Raw genomic sequence first — 14806 nt, forward strand, 5'->3', positions numbered from 1 at the left:
ACTACTGCCCTCCTTATACTAGCTTACTAAACAAGCATCATTATACCACATTCAAATTACTGAACATTATCCAACCATTGCTGGACTTGTTGTTCGGTTCTAGCAATGGTCGAATCATTATCAATGACTAGATCAGCTAATGTTTTTTTAGTCCCTAATGGCAGCTGACTTTTGATTCTTGCCTCAGCCTGTTCAACAGTAAGCTGGTTACGTTTCATTAAACGTTTTAATTGAATCGCTGGCGAAACCACCACAACCATTACTAAATCACACAGTGTATCATAATGTTGCTCAAATAGTAACGGTGCATCTAAAAAGATTAATTGGTGATCTGTCCTTTGCAATGCTGTCAATTGTCGGATAATTTCCTGTCGAATCAGTGGTTGCAAAATCTCGTTTAATCTTTGTAATTGATTTGGTGAATTAAAAACCACCTGGCCTAATTTCTGCCTATCTAAACGTCCATCATCAGTTAAAATTTGGGGGCCAAATGTCTGCACAATTTTTTTCAAACCACGCGTTCCTGGTGCAACCACCTGTCTAGCAACGTGATCAGCATCCACTACTGAATAACCGCAGCGGATTAAATAATTACTGACCGTTGACTTTCCAGAGGCAATACCACCAGTAATACCAATAATCCTCATTTTTCAATCAATTCTTGGCAATGCGGACAATAAGTTGTACCGCGTTGAGCAACCTTAATCTTAACCATCTTGGTTCCACAACGGGGACACTTCTCGCCACCATGATCATAAGCTTTTAAGTAGTCTTGAAAACCACCGGCATCCCCAAATGCGTTTTTATAAGTATGCACAGTCGTCCCCTTATGTTCTGTGGCCGTTGCAATTTCTTTAATAATATTTTCTCGTAACGTCTTAGCTTGTTCATGGGTAAGAGTGTTGGCAGCCTGTTCCGGATTAATCTTGCTCATCCACAATACTTCATCACAGTAAATATTACCGAGACCAGCAACATGACTTTGATTTAATAAAAATGGCTTAATTTTGCCGCGACTCTTGTGTAAGATCCGTTCAAAATAATCGAGCTTAAAGTCTTGTTCAGTGGGTTCAGGGCCAATTGTCCGTAGACCACCGTAATTCATCTCTTCACCAGTCGTTACTAGTCGCATCCGGCCAAATTTACGAGTATCACGGTAACATAAATCTGTACCATTCTTAAAATGGAAAATCACGTGAGTATGCTTATCAACCGGCATTCCCGTCTTTTGTTTAAAATAACTCCCTTCCATCCGTAAATGTGAAATCATCGTTAGGTGGTTAGAAAATCTAAACAATAAGTATTTGCCACGTCGATCAACGTGTTCGATCGTTTGACCAACTAAAGCTTCACGGAATCCTTCCACATCATTTTCAATCGTTTTCCCATAATTAACATCAATTCCAATGATTTGCTGGCCGTCTGCAATTTCGTTTAACCCACGACGAACCGTTTCCACTTCCGGCATTTCAGGCATAATTCCGCCTCCCAAGTTTTTTAGAACCATTATAAACTGTTACAAATAATTTGCAAATTTTCCAATCTGCTACTGTATAAAAACGGGATCATAACAGCAAGGACATGGCTGTCCGTCTTCTGTCACAATCCCATCTTTACACTAACATTCGCATTTCAATCAATGCTAAGCCACTAGTCACCGCTGCATTATTTTAAATCGTACCAGGTGTCGCCAACTTTACTTTCAACTTTCAGTGGCACATCCAATTTAACTGCAGAATCCATCACTTTTGGCACCAATTCTCGTAATTGATCAATTTCCTCTTCAGGGGCCTCAAAGATTAATTCGTCATGGATTTGCAACAACATTTTAGCTTTTAACCCCGCTTTTTGAAGTTGCTCATTCATATTAATCATCGCAATTTTGATAATATCGGCAGCACTCCCTTGAATTGGAGTGTTCATTGCCGTCCGTTCAGCAAATGAACGCCGACTAAAATTCTTGGAGTTGATCTCTGGTAAATACCGCCGTCGATGGGTCAAGGTTTCAACATAACCTTGTTTTTTTGCGAGCTTAACAATGTTTTCAATATATTCCTGAACCCCTGGAAATTCTTTGAAGTAACTTTGAATAAATTCGTGAGCTTGTTTACGGGTGACATGGATATTTTGCGACAACCCATAGTCACTAATCCCATAGACAATCCCAAAGTTAACCGCCTTAGCCTGCCGTCGCATATTTGGAGTTACTTTTTCCCCAGGTAACAAGTGGAAAATTCGTCGAGCAGTACTTTCATGAATATCCTTACCATCAATAAAGTCTTGTTGAAGGTTACGGTCCCCCGTTACGTGAGCAAGTACTCGCAGTTCAACTTGAGAGTAATCACTAGAGAAAATCTTCCATCCAGGTTGACTCGGCTTAAACGCGCGACGAATTTTACGTCCTTCTTCTAAACGAACAGGAATATTTTGCAGGTTTGGATCAACTGATGACAACCGCCCCGTTTGGGTTAAGGTCTGTAAATAACGAGTATGGATCTTTTGGTCTGATGAATGAATGACCTTGAGCAAGCCAGTGATATACGTTGACTGAATTTTGGAAATTTGGCGATAAACCAAAATATTGTCAATGATCGGCGCCCGGCCCTGTAACTTTTCTAAAACTTCAACTGATGTCGAATAACCGGTTTTAGTTTTTTTGATGACTGGTAACTTCATCTTCTCAAAAAGAATCGTCCCCAGCTGTTTGGTCGAATTAATATTAAATTCTTCCCCAGCTTCGTTATAAATGGCTTGTTCTAACTCTGCCAGCCGTTCCTTTAACTTACTCCCCATCTCTTTCAAAGTAGTGGCATCAACATGTACTCCTGCAATTTCCATTTTAGCCAACACGTGGGAAAGTGGCCGTTCAATATCGGTATACAACGGCCACTGTTCATTTTCATGAAGCTGATCAGTTAAGGGGTGTTTTAACTGTTCAATTGCCATTCCCTTTTGAACTAAGTGGGTGAAGAAAACACTCCGGTCATCGGGAAGGTGGCGGCTTTTACCTTTTCCATAAACCTCTTCATCAGATTGAACCTGGTAATAATTATGTTCATGGGCTAATTGGCCAAGATCGTTACTATTATCATTTGTATTTAATAAGTAAGAGACAAGTAAGAAGTCAAAGCCATTCCCATGAAGTTCAATTCCCTGGCGATGAAGAGCAACATAGTGCGCCTTCGCATTAAATGTATCCTTTTTAATTTTCGGATTTTCTAGTAACTCTTTGATCTCGGGAGCCGATAAAAGTTCTGGATCCTGACTAACCCACCAGTGACCCTGCGAGCCAATTACAAACCCTGCCACTGCTGAGACATGATAATTAGGATCAGGTAATTCCAAAAGGAAGACCATCTGATCTTTGATTTGCTTGAGTTCCGCCAGATTATCAGTAGTGAGTTCAGTAAACTGGACCTGTTCACTGACTACCGGTTGATGAGTATCTGGAGCTACCTGCATTTTAGCCAAAAATGATTTAAAATTCAGCTTTTCAAATAAATCGATTAATTTTTCCTGTTGAGGGCCTTCGTAAGCTAGGTCTGCTAAACCAATTTTAACCGGCGCATCACGTCGAATCCGTGCTAAGTCTTGGCACTGCCGAGCGATAGCTTCTTCATTGATTAAATTTTCCTTCCGCTTGCTCTTCTTCATCTGGTCAATATTTTCATAAAGTCCATCCAAAGAACCATACTCACGAATCAAATTCAGCGCAGTTTTTTCACCAATTTTGGTTACCCCAGGGTAATTATCTGAACTATCACCCATCAACGCTTTAACATCAATGAATTGAGTTGGTGTTACCCCCAATTTCTCCTTCATATACTCCGGCGTAAAGTGCTCGGTTTGGGTAACTCCCTTCTTGGTCACCGCAACGGTAGTATGATCAGTTGCCAATTGGGTTAAGTCACGGTCCCCAGAAACAATTAAAGTTCGAAAGCCTGCCTGATCTGCCTGTTTTGCTAATGTCCCGATAATATCATCGGCTTCATAATCTGGCAGCTCATAGCTATGCAGTCCTGAAGCTTCTACCAATTGCCGCACATATGGGAACTGCTCGGTTAGTTCTTCGGGGGTTTTTGCCCGACCAGCTTTGTAGTCATGATATTTAGCAGTTCGAAAAGTCGTTTTCCCTGCATCAAAGGCAACTAATGCAGCATCCGGTTTAAAATTATCTAAGACATGGTCCAACATTAGTTTGAATCCATAAATGGCTGCTGTATGTAAACCGTCCTGATTCGTAAAACGATCAATTTGCGTGTGCATTGCGTAAAATGCCCGGAAAACAATGCTGTTTCCGTCAATTAATAAAAGTTGCTTTTCTGCCATAATTCAACCTCGCTCTCTTTCTTGTACCATTGTAACAATCTTTAACCAAAAATAAAAAGAGACCAGACCTGAACTAAACTAGTTCATTGTCCGCTCTCTAAATAGCGTTAGTTACGATCACTCATCCCAAATATTTGTAATAAGGATAAGAAGAGGTTAATGAAATCTAAGTATAGTTGCAAAGCACCTAGAACTACTAACCCACCGATTGATACTTGTGATCCATAATTAAGATAAATATTCTTCATCTTTTGCGCGTCCCAACCAGTTAAGACTACGAAGATGATTACCGCAATGTACGAAAAAACGTAAGTAATTGCAGCGCTTCGCAAGAACATGTTAATCAGACTAGCGATAATTAAGGCCACCAGAGCAGCTAAAGCATGACTTCCTGCACGGCTAAGATCACGTTTCGTTACTGTTCCATAAATTGTCATCGTAATGAAAACGGCAGATGATGATAGGAAAGCAGCAGCAATATTAGCAGTGGTATACGCCATCGAGATGAGTGAGAACTCAAATCCATAAATCACCGCAATTACCATTAACATTATCAGACTTCCCGCCGGGTTTCGTGTTGCGCTAAAACTAATTCCCATTGAAAGTGCGATTGGCAAAAGCAGAATTAACCAAACCATTCCGCTATGTTGGGTTGCAAATGCTAATGACGATGCCCGAAATGGAACCATGGTTAAGTATGCCACAAATGCAGAAACGATAACCGCAACGGACATTAACCCATACATCCGGGTTAAAAAGCTGTTTAATCCTGCAACGTTCACTTCACGACGCGGTTCTTGTGAAAAATTATCCACGATAACTCCTCCTTTAATCAGTTAATTTATAAAGAAATGGTAGCAAACGCCACCATTTCAATCAAGAATTTTACTCATTTATAAACTAGTTTTTCAACAAACGAGCATATTCATCTTCATACTTTTCAATATCACCAGCACCCATAAAGACAACTACTGCATGATGGTAATTTAAAAGCTTATTCATTGTCTTCATGTCAATATCTTCACTACCAGGAATTAGCTGCTCAAGGTCCGCACTAGAAACATGCCCCGCATTTTCCCGGATTGAACCAAAAATCGGGGTAACGAATGTCTGATCCGCCTTACTTAAGGCTTGCCCAAACTCCTTTAAGTATGCCTGAAGCCGTGAATAAGTATGAGGCTGGAAAACAACCACTAATTCCTTATCTGGATACTTCTGTCGCGCAGCATCGATCGTAGCATTAATTTCCGATGGATGGTGAGCATAATCATCAATGATCGTCATGTCACCCAGCTTGCTTTCACTGAAACGCCGCTTAACCCCATTAAAATCTGCTAACTCTTTTTGAATTGCAGATAAATCAACATGTTCCATGTAGGCCACCGCAACAACCGCTAAACTATTCAGGACACTGTGTTCTCCGTAAAGATGAATTGTAAACGTCCCTAATTTTTGATCATGGTAGTAAGCATCGTAGGTCGATCCTGCTGGAGTACGCACGATATTTTCCGCCCGAAAATCATCCTGCGGATTGGTTCCATAATAATAAACTGGAACATCAACTTTAAGTTGACGCAGGTTCGGATCGTCACCCCATGCAAAAATCCCTTTTTTAACCTGTTGACCATATTGCTCAAATGAAGCACGAACATCATCAATATCCTTAAAATAATCAGGGTGATCAAAATCAATATTAGTCATAATCGCGTAGTCAGGATGATACGCTAAAAAGTGGTCACGATATTCATCAGCTTCAAAGACAAAGAACCGTGAATCTGGGTTTCCATGACCCACTCCGTCACCAATTAAGTAACTTGTTGGTTCAACATTTGAGAGTACATGTGATAGTAAGCCGGTGGTACTAGTCTTACCATGTGCTCCGGCAATTCCAACAGACGTGTTACTCTCAATGACTTGTTCAACCGTTTGGGGGTACGTTTGAATCGTTAGCCCCAGTTCCTTAGCGCGAACAATTTCTGGATGATCATCACCAAAGGCATTTCCTTGAACAACGACCATCCCCTTCTTCAAATTAGCCGGATCAAATTCATGAATCTGAATTCCAGCCTTTTCTAGAGGAGCCTGCGTAAAAGTCTCTTTAGTAATATCTGAGCCTTCAACATGGTTGCCAAGATCATTTAACACCCGTGCTAGAGCGGCCATTCCGGTCCCTTTAATCCCAACAAAATAGTAACTTTTCTGATTATTCATATTAGTGTTCCTTTCTGTTAGGCGAATAGTTGATTACCACGATTAAAATCAAACGGTGCACCGTTTGCGGCAAAATCATCATCGAGGATTAAACATCCCGGCTTATCAGGAGCATTTTTCAATCCCAATTCACGTGGGGTACAAATCATCCCATCACTTTCAACTCCCAGCAATTTACCGGGCCAAATCAATTTACCATTGGGCATCATCGTACCAACCGTTGCAGCAACGACTTTGATATTTTCTCGCAAATTAACTGATCCACAAACAATTTGGCGCTTTTCACTCCCAAAGTCGACTGTTGCAATGTGCAAGTGATCGGACTTCGGATGATCAATCATTTTTTCTACGTAACCAACTTGAAAATGCGGCTGCGTAGCTGGTTCAATCAACTGCTTGAAACCAGCGGCCGTCAAATGAGCATTAATCTTGTCAATCTGATCAGCATCCAAGTCAACATTACCATTCACTGACTTTAGTTCTGGTAATAATTCACTAGCATGTAAAATATTGTAACCTAATAATTTACCATCCTCGTGATTAGTAATTTCAACAACACCATTTTGGGTTTGTTCGCTTTGGTCACCATTACCAGGCGCAACCATTAACACTAAAATATCGCCCATTTCATGGGAATTATAACTTGCGATTAGCATCTCTCTTAATCATCCCTCTAAGTTTCATTCTTCTTTAAATATTCACAGATTAGATTGTACCATAACTGCCGTAATCAGTAAGCACTAATTACAAAATAAGGGACCCGGCATCATCACGATTGCCTAGTCCCCGCATTTCTATGCTAAACCTTTTAAAAAGTCTTCAACCTGTTCCTTCGTTTTACGATCCTTATTAACAAATCTGCCAACCTCTTGACCGGACTTATAAACCACAAAACTTGGAATTCCCATAATCCCTAAGTCAGCCGCCAAGTCAATATTTTCGTCACGATCTACCAGCAGGAAAGTATAGTCATTAAAATCTTTTTCAATTTCTGGCATTGCCGGTTTAATGAAATTACAGTCAGGGCACCAATCAGCTGTAAAAAATAGAACATAGTTGCCATCAGCAACCCGCTGATTTAATTCATCTTGCGTCATCTTAGGTAAACGTTCCATGCTTACATCTCCATTTCTCTTATTTTATGTAAGTAAATTTTACCACACCTATCAATGTTTCGGCAACTTCACTTAACCAGCAGTCGATTTTCTTGCTGAGAACCTCTAAAATTGTTAAAATACATTTTAATTTAACGACATAAAGAAAGTGATTAGAATGAATAATAGCAATAGCACGTATCGGCCATTGGTCCTTTCCGCAACGTTAGGGATTTCCAGTGTTGCTGGATTTTTATTAGGTAAACTATTAGGCAAAGGACAAATCTCCCCTGCAACAATATTGCATGAGACCATTGATGCCTTTAAAAAAGAAGGGACCGTCGAGGGAAGTTGGATTGACCACCAACCGCACCCTTACCAACGGTTTGCAACCAAAGCTACTGTTTATCGTGGTGGTATCCAGCGGCGCGAAGATGACCAATTAGTAGATTATCGATTCATTGCCGATGCTGAAACTGGTTCAATTTTAAAAATAACACGTGCAAATTAATGTTTTATGTTTAAACGGGTTCTAGGACTGAAAAAATCAAGTCTTAGAACCCGTTTGCGTTACTTCACTATTAAGGAATGCTAATAACTAATTTAGACCAGCACGGCATCATCTAAGATACTAAAGCCAAGTGTTTTAATGTCTTTGTCAAAACCATGCACGGTATCTAATGCCACATCATCAGGCGTAAATGACCGGCGTTCATTATACTTTTGCAAGATTACTGGTGGCACTGTAATAATGTCCACACCAAGTTGTTCGGCCTGCGTAATATTATACACTTCTCGAGTCGAGGCCCAAAGCGTTTGAACATTGTCAAAATCATCCGCCATCTCAACAGAATTCTTCACAAAATCAATTGGATCTGCTCCCGTATCGGCAACCCGGCCAACAAATAACGATACAAATGCTGGTGAACTAGGACATAATGCCGCCAACGCTGCTTGAACCTGCAATTCAGTCGTAATTGCCGTTACGTTAACTTTAATCCCATTAGCTGATAACGTATGAATAAGTTCAGTATTGTAATTTCCCTTTAAATTAATAATTGGGATTTTCACATATACATTTTCACTAAGTCCAGATAAAATTTCCGCTTCACGTTTCATTTCATCAGCAGTTTGACCAAACACCTCAAATGAAACACAGTAGTCCGGAAATTCAGTCACCACTTGTTTGGCAAAGGATAGATAATTTGTCACCCCAGCTCTTTTCATCAACGACGGGTTGGTTGTAAACCCACTCAAATAATCGTTCTTAACCATTTGGCGCATGGCTTTAATGTCTGCACCATCTGAATAAATTTTAATTGCATATTGATTTTGCATTTTTATTTCCTTTCACAAATCAAAACTATACCAATTAATTTTTTCAATCCACGATGCCTATGTTGCCATTAAGTGCTACCCTCGTCAAGTGAAAAGCAGACCATTTTAAGCAAAATCAAATCGTAAGCCTTTATCAGCTACACCAGTGTGCAACCGTGTGTCACGCGATAACCACAAGCTTGCTATTTCATGATAATCGTTTATCAGTTCTTTAAACATTTTTTTAAAAAATTTTTTAAAGAATTTATAAATATAAAGTATACCAATTTTTGCATTTCTCATTCTTTCACAAGTAAAAAACCGTGTTCTAGTGTTCGGCAATTCCGAACAGGAACACGGTTTTACTTTACAAAAGAATCCTTCTATTTATTAATTAACTATCAAAATGGGCAGCTAATTTATAGATTGGTTGCCCCAACTCACTAAATTTATGTTCATATTCAGTCTCAACATTCGTAGCATTCTCATCACTGTGGTGCAGGTCTAACCAAACTCCATCGAACTTCATGCCATAATTATTCAGGCTCTGCAAGGAGAATTCGAAAAAGCCCATATTATCAGTCTTTAACTCTATGCTCCCCCCTTGCTTAACAACCTGCTCATAGCCTGCCAGAAAGGTATGATAGGTAAGCCGTCGCTTAGCGTGCCGCTTTTTCGGCCATGGATCCGAAAAGTTGAGAAAAAGCTTATCAATTTGATGGTCAGCAAAAAAGTCCGTTAGTTCCGCCCCATCAGCACAAATAAATTGTAGATTCGGCAGGTTTTCCGGCAAGGCCTTTTTTAAAGCAATTGCTGCAATGGTCTTTTCAATTTCTAAGCCAATAAAGTTAATATTCGGATATTTTTTTGCCATTCCGATAATAAACTGACCTTTGCCCATCCCAACTTCTAGTTGAATCGGTTGATCTTTCGGGAAGCGATCTGACCACTGCCCCTTCACTTCACTCGGGTTTAAAACCATTTTTTCTGGGTGGGCAACCAGGAGTGGCTCTGCCCACTTTTTATGTTTTACGCGCATTAAAAATTCCTCACTTCTTCATTTTTTCCGTTCGCGACTGAACATATCGAGTTGATAAAATCGGTACTTCAATTAAGGCAATAATCGCATTAATGATTAATTGTTCGAAACTCCGTTGAGTACCAAACGAAGCCAGGACCATTATCACCGCAACAATAATCATTACTTTGCGAATAACATCTTTAAAATCTCTGGTTTGTAATTCGGCACTCACCGGATAAACGTAAGTAAAAGCATTATTAGCATACTGATCATATAGCGGCATTAGCTGGACCGCAATCAAGTAAAGAGCAAGTACCATAATGGCACTATTTAACCATATTATCGGCACAAATGCCAAAATTATCGCCATCACCAATGTTAGGCGTAGGACAAGATCACTGATCTCAGTATTACGCACCAAACCACGACCATATAAAAAATGCCACACAGAATCTTCACGTAACCACCGCATCAGTGGATTTAAATAAGGACGTTTTTTTATGTGTCCTTGTAAATTAGGAACATCCGTAAAAAGGTTGAAAAAACGGTACACCGTTGCCATCCGATTGCGCTCCACTAAAACTGCCCAGCGCCAGTCAATTTCTGACCAAAGCATGGCTAACCAAGCTGTAATTAGGCTACATATAATACTGAGTGCGAGGCCGAAAAGTGGATGAATGATCCAGGTACAAGTCCAAATCAAAAACGGTCCACCCCACTGAATGGAACGTAACCAATCAGCATTTCTAAACCGCAACGTAATTTGCAAAGTGGCCAGCTTCAGCCAGCTCCATTTAGTTAGTATTGCTGTAATGATCACTTCACTAATTAACATAGTGGTCATTCGATCAGTCACCATGGCCAATGGTAAAACGGCCACCACCCCTGCCAGCGTAATCAACTCGGCAGGGATACAGCTATACCAAAAGGCTTGACGAAAATACTTTTTCATCTGAGATGACTGCGGTAATAAGAATACAGGATCGGCATTTTTAACTAGCGTCGCCAACCGTCCTAATTGTGTCACAATCACCATAATTAACACTAGTAGGAATCTAATCCATAAATTATGTGGCGGAATACTTGGCAGTAGTTGAGCATAACCATACGCCAGAGCACCAAACAAGAAAAACAGTGCAATCACAAAATGATCATTAAATACTAATCGCCAGTATTTCAAAAGTAACAGGAAATGTTTTTGCCGGCGTTCATGAAATAGTCTATCCATCCTGCTCACCCTTTGCCATATTTAAATAAATGTCATTCAGTGATGCCTGAGGGTCGTCAGTTGCCTGGCGCATTTCTGCCAGCGTTCCCCGGAATTTCACCCGACCATTGCTTAGTAGAACAAACCGGTCGCAGTATTTTTCGGCTGTGTCCAGTACATGGGTGGACATTAAGACCGCCGCTCCGGCTTGTTTACGATCTTCAATTATATCGAGCAAATCCCGAACTGCTAGCGGATCTAACCCATAAAATGGCTCATCGACAATGAATAATTGGGCATTGGTAATGAAAGCACACACGATCATTACCTTTTGCTTCATTCCCTTAGAAAAATCAGCAGGAAACCAATCAAGTTTATTTTCAAGCCGAAACTTCTTTAATAAGCTAGTTGCTCGTTGCCAAGCTTCATCATGGTCTAACTGATAGGCTTTGATGGTTAGTGCAATGTGTTCGCGCAACGTTAACTCATCATATAGAATCGGGGTTTCTGGAACATAGGCAATTTGCTGCTTGTAGCCAATCGGATCCGTTGCAATATCGTGTTGGTTGAGCACAATCGAACCAGAAAAAGGATGCAATAAACCGATTAAGTGGTTAATGGTGGTTGATTTTCCAGCACCGTTTAAACCAATCAATCCAACCAGTTCTCCTGGATGAACCTCAAAACTAACTTGATGCAAAACCGGAATTTGAGAATAACCACCTACCAAATTATGGACTTGTAATGTCATGCGGTATTCCTTCTTTTTTCATTATTTATTCTTGATTATAGCATACCGCAATTCACGACTTTTCCCAATTAAAAAGGAATGCGGTATACTAATACATATCAACTAAGAAATGAGGAACGTAATATGACTGACTGCATTTTTTGTAAAATTATCAATGGTGAAATTCCAAGCTACACGGTTTATGAAGATGACGTTGTCAAAGCCTTCTTGGATATTTCACAAGGTACTCCTGGTCACACCCTCGTGGTGCCTAAAAAGCATGTCCAAGATATTTTCGCTTATGATGAGAAGTTAGCTGGCGAAGTTTTTGCGCGGTTACCTAAAATTGCACGCGCAATTAAGCAGTCTAACCCTGACATTGTCGGAATGAATATTTTAAATAACAATGGTGCGGTTGCTTACCAATCAGTCTTCCACTCTCATATTCATTTAATTCCCCGTTATTCTACTCAAGATACGTTTAGCATTAACTTCACTGATAACTCTGATCAATATACCGATGCTAAATATCAAGCAATTCAAAAAGCAATTGTTGATCAAATGGAGAAATAATATGAAAAAATTGTCGATGGAATGGCAAGCCCTCAAAAAGGTCGTCCGTAATTATCATCAACTCCAACGAAATGTGGCTAAGTTACCATCGCGTTTTGCTAAAGCAACTAAAACCATTCATGAATTACAGCGAGCTACACAACGATACCAATTTAAAATTCAACCATCAATTAAGAAGATAGAGCAGATTTTAGCCAAAAGTGAGTAATAAAAAGGCGTGATTATCATGTTACTGCATCAGCAGCCTGATAATCACGCCTTTAATTTTTATGAATTAATTGGAACTGCTGCTTGAACTTGTTGAACTAGAGTTGGCAGTTGAAGAGCTACTTCCAGAAGCAGCACCAGTATTAGCACTTGGGTTTAAGTATTGTGAAAGGATGTTTTGCAGATCCTTATCCTTAATTGAAACGTTCCCCTTCTTTAGGACCTTCGAAATAACCTTTTCCATAAATGATTGGTTATTCATATTTTGTTGAACAATTTTGGTCTTCAAATCGGCAATGTGGGCACTCTTAGCACCCTTAGCTGGATGCTTAACCATGTAAATAACTTGGTAACCATTGTCGGTCTTCACAGGTTCCTTCGTATATTCACCAGTCTTTAATGCAAAGGCAGCCTTCTTATATGCAGAATCAACGGAAGTGCTTGTATTATCAAACGCTGGGACAATTCCACCCGTACTCTTATTGGAAGTATCAGTTGACTTGGACTTTGCCAACTTCTTAAACTTCTTGTACTTGTTACCACTCGTACTATCTAACTGACTAATAATATCCTTAGCATCATCCTCTGAACCAACCAGAATTTCAGCGGTTTCAACCTTTGGTTCATACTTCTTCCATTGCTTATTAATCGCCTTGTTAGAGAAAGTGGAGTAGTGACGAACCGCTGCTTCAAGAAGCAAACGGGACTTAATTTGGTCTTTAAAAGTCTTTTCAGTTAGGTTTTGTTGTTGCAAAACTGCACTAAATGATGACCCATATTGTGACTTATAAGAATTATATTCCTTATTAACGTCAGCCTTGGAAACTTCCTTACCGTATTGTTTTTGTAAGACCTTATCCAAAATCATTTGCTGCAAGACAGCCTTCCCTTGGGAAGTATTTTTCATACTACTATAGTATTCGTCTTGGGTGATCTTACCACCACTGGTCGTTGCAACTGCTTTATTACCACAAGCAGCTAATGGCATCATTACAGCGACACCAGCCAAAATTGCTAATAATTTTTTTGATTTCAAATCAATTTCACATCCCTTAAATAGTTAATCACCAATCTAATATAACATAATCTGGAATAGTTTTACGTCTGAAGACAATTGTTTATGAAAATTTCATTATTTTTTCTTATTTTCATCAGGTTGGTAAAAAGATCGATTATCAAGCGCAAAAAGGCGGTCAGTAAATTCGCCAGGGGAAACCTTGGATAAAGCTGATTGCATCATCATAATGGAGGCATCCAATTCATCTAAATGATGAAGAACTTCTGCTTCTAATAATTCTGGCCGGACTGGGGAACCGTATTCCAGCAATCCATGGTGAGATAAGACCATGTGACGCAATAACACCACCGTTTCACTTTCATAATCAATTCCCAATTCTTGACAAGCGGCACAGATTTCACCGTCAATCAACGAAATATGCCCCAGTAGTTTCCCCGGAATGGTGTACTGGGTACCAACCGCTCCCGAAAGTTCCACTGTTTTCCCCAAGTCATGAAGTAACGCTCCGGCGTACAATAGCGATTCATTAATCCCCGGATATTGTTGAATGACACTCTGGGATAAACGCAAAATCGACAGGGTATGGTATGAAAGGCCCCCGACAAAAGCATGGTGGTTGGTTTTGGCTGCCGGCGATTGAAAAAAGGTTTCGCCATGCTTAGCTAATAAGTGGTTGACGATTTGTCGCCAAGTTGGCTCTTTAATTGCCATTACAAATGGTCGTAAGGCGCCTTTTATTTGGTCTTCCGTCTCTGGTGCTCGTTCAACATATAATTCTGGTTGATGCGGTTCATCTACAGTTGCTAACCGCACTGCTGTAATACTGACTTGAGGACGTCCTTGATAGCTAGTACGTTGCCCCTCAACCTGTACAACTACCCCAGATTGAAAATCTTGAATTTGCTGATCCGTTACGTCCCATAAATTACCGGCAATTTCTCCAGATTGATCACCAAAAGTAAGTGCCAGATAATTAGCTCCTTTTTGGGTTGTGCGCACTTGAGCATCCTTCACGAGTGCAAAGATCTTGAAATGATCACCGTCTTGAAAATCGTTAATTTGTTTTGCCACACCGATTACCCCTCTGATAGTAAAAGAC

General features: G+C 40.0%; 16 protein-coding genes. 3 read left to right on the forward strand and 13 right to left on the reverse strand.

Translation table 11 applies throughout. From position 1 onward, the window contains the following. Positions 1-56 precede the first annotated feature (56 nt). The 7 genes from coaE to HMPREF0501_RS02915 all read right to left on the reverse strand — a co-directional run bounded on the left by coaE (position 57) and on the right by HMPREF0501_RS02915 (position 7655). Positions 57-647, reverse strand: a complete 591-nt coding sequence (coaE, locus tag HMPREF0501_RS02885; RefSeq protein ID WP_006916348.1) for a dephospho-CoA kinase — start codon at positions 645-647, stop codon at positions 57-59. Then, entirely contained in the window at positions 644-1477 is an 834-nt protein-coding gene (gene mutM, locus HMPREF0501_RS02890; protein ID WP_006916349.1) for a bifunctional DNA-formamidopyrimidine glycosylase/DNA-(apurinic or apyrimidinic site) lyase, read from the reverse strand. The genes coaE and mutM overlap by 4 nt, the downstream gene beginning before the upstream one ends. A 188-nt stretch (positions 1478-1665) precedes the next feature. Further along, entirely contained in the window at positions 1666-4329 is a 2664-nt protein-coding gene (gene polA, locus HMPREF0501_RS02895) for a DNA polymerase I (RefSeq protein ID WP_006916353.1), read from the reverse strand. 107 nt (positions 4330-4436) lie between these two features. Further along, positions 4437-5144 (reverse strand): Bax inhibitor-1 family protein, encoded by a 708-nt coding sequence (locus tag HMPREF0501_RS02900; protein WP_006916355.1) that lies wholly within the window; start codon positions 5142-5144, stop codon positions 4437-4439. Between the two features lie 85 nt (positions 5145-5229). Continuing rightward, complete coding sequence (murC, locus tag HMPREF0501_RS02905; protein ID WP_006916356.1) at positions 5230-6540, reverse strand: UDP-N-acetylmuramate--L-alanine ligase; 1311 nt, start codon at positions 6538-6540, stop codon at positions 5230-5232. A 17-nt stretch (positions 6541-6557) separates the two neighbouring features. Next, complete coding sequence (ytpR, locus tag HMPREF0501_RS02910; protein ID WP_006916357.1) at positions 6558-7196, reverse strand: YtpR family tRNA-binding protein; 639 nt, start codon at positions 7194-7196, stop codon at positions 6558-6560. Between the two features lie 138 nt (positions 7197-7334). After that, entirely contained in the window at positions 7335-7655 is a 321-nt protein-coding gene (locus HMPREF0501_RS02915) for a thioredoxin family protein (protein WP_006916358.1), read from the reverse strand. A 157-nt stretch (positions 7656-7812) separates the two neighbouring features. Here HMPREF0501_RS02915 and HMPREF0501_RS02920 point away from each other — a divergent pair, with 157 nt between their 5' ends. Further along, a complete protein-coding gene (locus HMPREF0501_RS02920) occupies positions 7813-8145 on the forward strand; it encodes a hypothetical protein (protein WP_006916359.1) in 333 nt (110 codons plus the stop codon). Positions 8146-8237: 92 nt separating this feature from the next. Here HMPREF0501_RS02920 and HMPREF0501_RS02925 read toward each other — a convergent pair whose 3' ends face one another. From HMPREF0501_RS02925 to HMPREF0501_RS02940, 4 genes are all read right to left on the reverse strand, one after another. After that, the gene (locus HMPREF0501_RS02925; RefSeq protein WP_006916360.1) at positions 8238-8972 is read right to left on the reverse strand and encodes a transaldolase family protein; all 735 of its coding nucleotides are present in this window, start codon (positions 8970-8972) and stop codon (positions 8238-8240) included. A 373-nt stretch (positions 8973-9345) separates the two neighbouring features. Continuing rightward, positions 9346-9990 carry a tRNA (guanosine(46)-N7)-methyltransferase TrmB gene (gene trmB, locus HMPREF0501_RS02930; protein WP_006916361.1) on the reverse strand — a complete coding sequence of 215 codons (645 nt, stop codon included), beginning with the start codon at positions 9988-9990 and terminating at the stop codon, positions 9346-9348. Between the two features lie 10 nt (positions 9991-10000). Further along, the gene (locus HMPREF0501_RS02935) at positions 10001-11200 is read right to left on the reverse strand and encodes an ABC transporter permease (RefSeq protein WP_006916362.1); all 1200 of its coding nucleotides are present in this window, start codon (positions 11198-11200) and stop codon (positions 10001-10003) included. Beyond that, complete coding sequence (locus HMPREF0501_RS02940) at positions 11193-11930, reverse strand: ABC transporter ATP-binding protein (protein WP_006916363.1); 738 nt, start codon at positions 11928-11930, stop codon at positions 11193-11195. Before HMPREF0501_RS02940 ends, HMPREF0501_RS02935 begins: the two co-directional genes overlap by 8 nt. Positions 11931-12053: 123 nt before the next feature. Here HMPREF0501_RS02940 and HMPREF0501_RS02945 point away from each other — a divergent pair, with 123 nt between their 5' ends. Both HMPREF0501_RS02945 and HMPREF0501_RS02950 read left to right on the forward strand, forming a co-directional pair. Continuing rightward, positions 12054-12482, forward strand: coding sequence for an HIT family protein (locus HMPREF0501_RS02945; protein ID WP_006916364.1), 429 nt, complete (start codon positions 12054-12056; stop codon positions 12480-12482). A 1-nt stretch (position 12483) separates the two neighbouring features. Beyond that, positions 12484-12690: a hypothetical protein gene (locus HMPREF0501_RS02950; protein ID WP_006916365.1), complete on the forward strand. Its 207-nt coding sequence runs from the start codon at positions 12484-12486 to the stop codon at positions 12688-12690. A gap of 66 nt (positions 12691-12756) precedes the next feature. Here HMPREF0501_RS02950 and HMPREF0501_RS02955 read toward each other — a convergent pair whose 3' ends face one another. Further along, positions 12757-13725: a peptidylprolyl isomerase gene (locus tag HMPREF0501_RS02955; protein ID WP_040455686.1), complete on the reverse strand. Its 969-nt coding sequence runs from the start codon at positions 13723-13725 to the stop codon at positions 12757-12759. Between the two features lie 96 nt (positions 13726-13821). After that, positions 13822-14778, reverse strand: coding sequence for a 3'-5' exoribonuclease YhaM family protein (locus HMPREF0501_RS02960; RefSeq protein WP_006916367.1), 957 nt, complete (start codon positions 14776-14778; stop codon positions 13822-13824). Positions 14779-14806 lie beyond the last annotated feature (28 nt).

It is taken from the genome of Limosilactobacillus coleohominis 101-4-CHN (genome assembly GCF_000161935.1).
GTDB classification, from domain to species: domain Bacteria; phylum Bacillota; class Bacilli; order Lactobacillales; family Lactobacillaceae; genus Limosilactobacillus; species Limosilactobacillus coleohominis_A.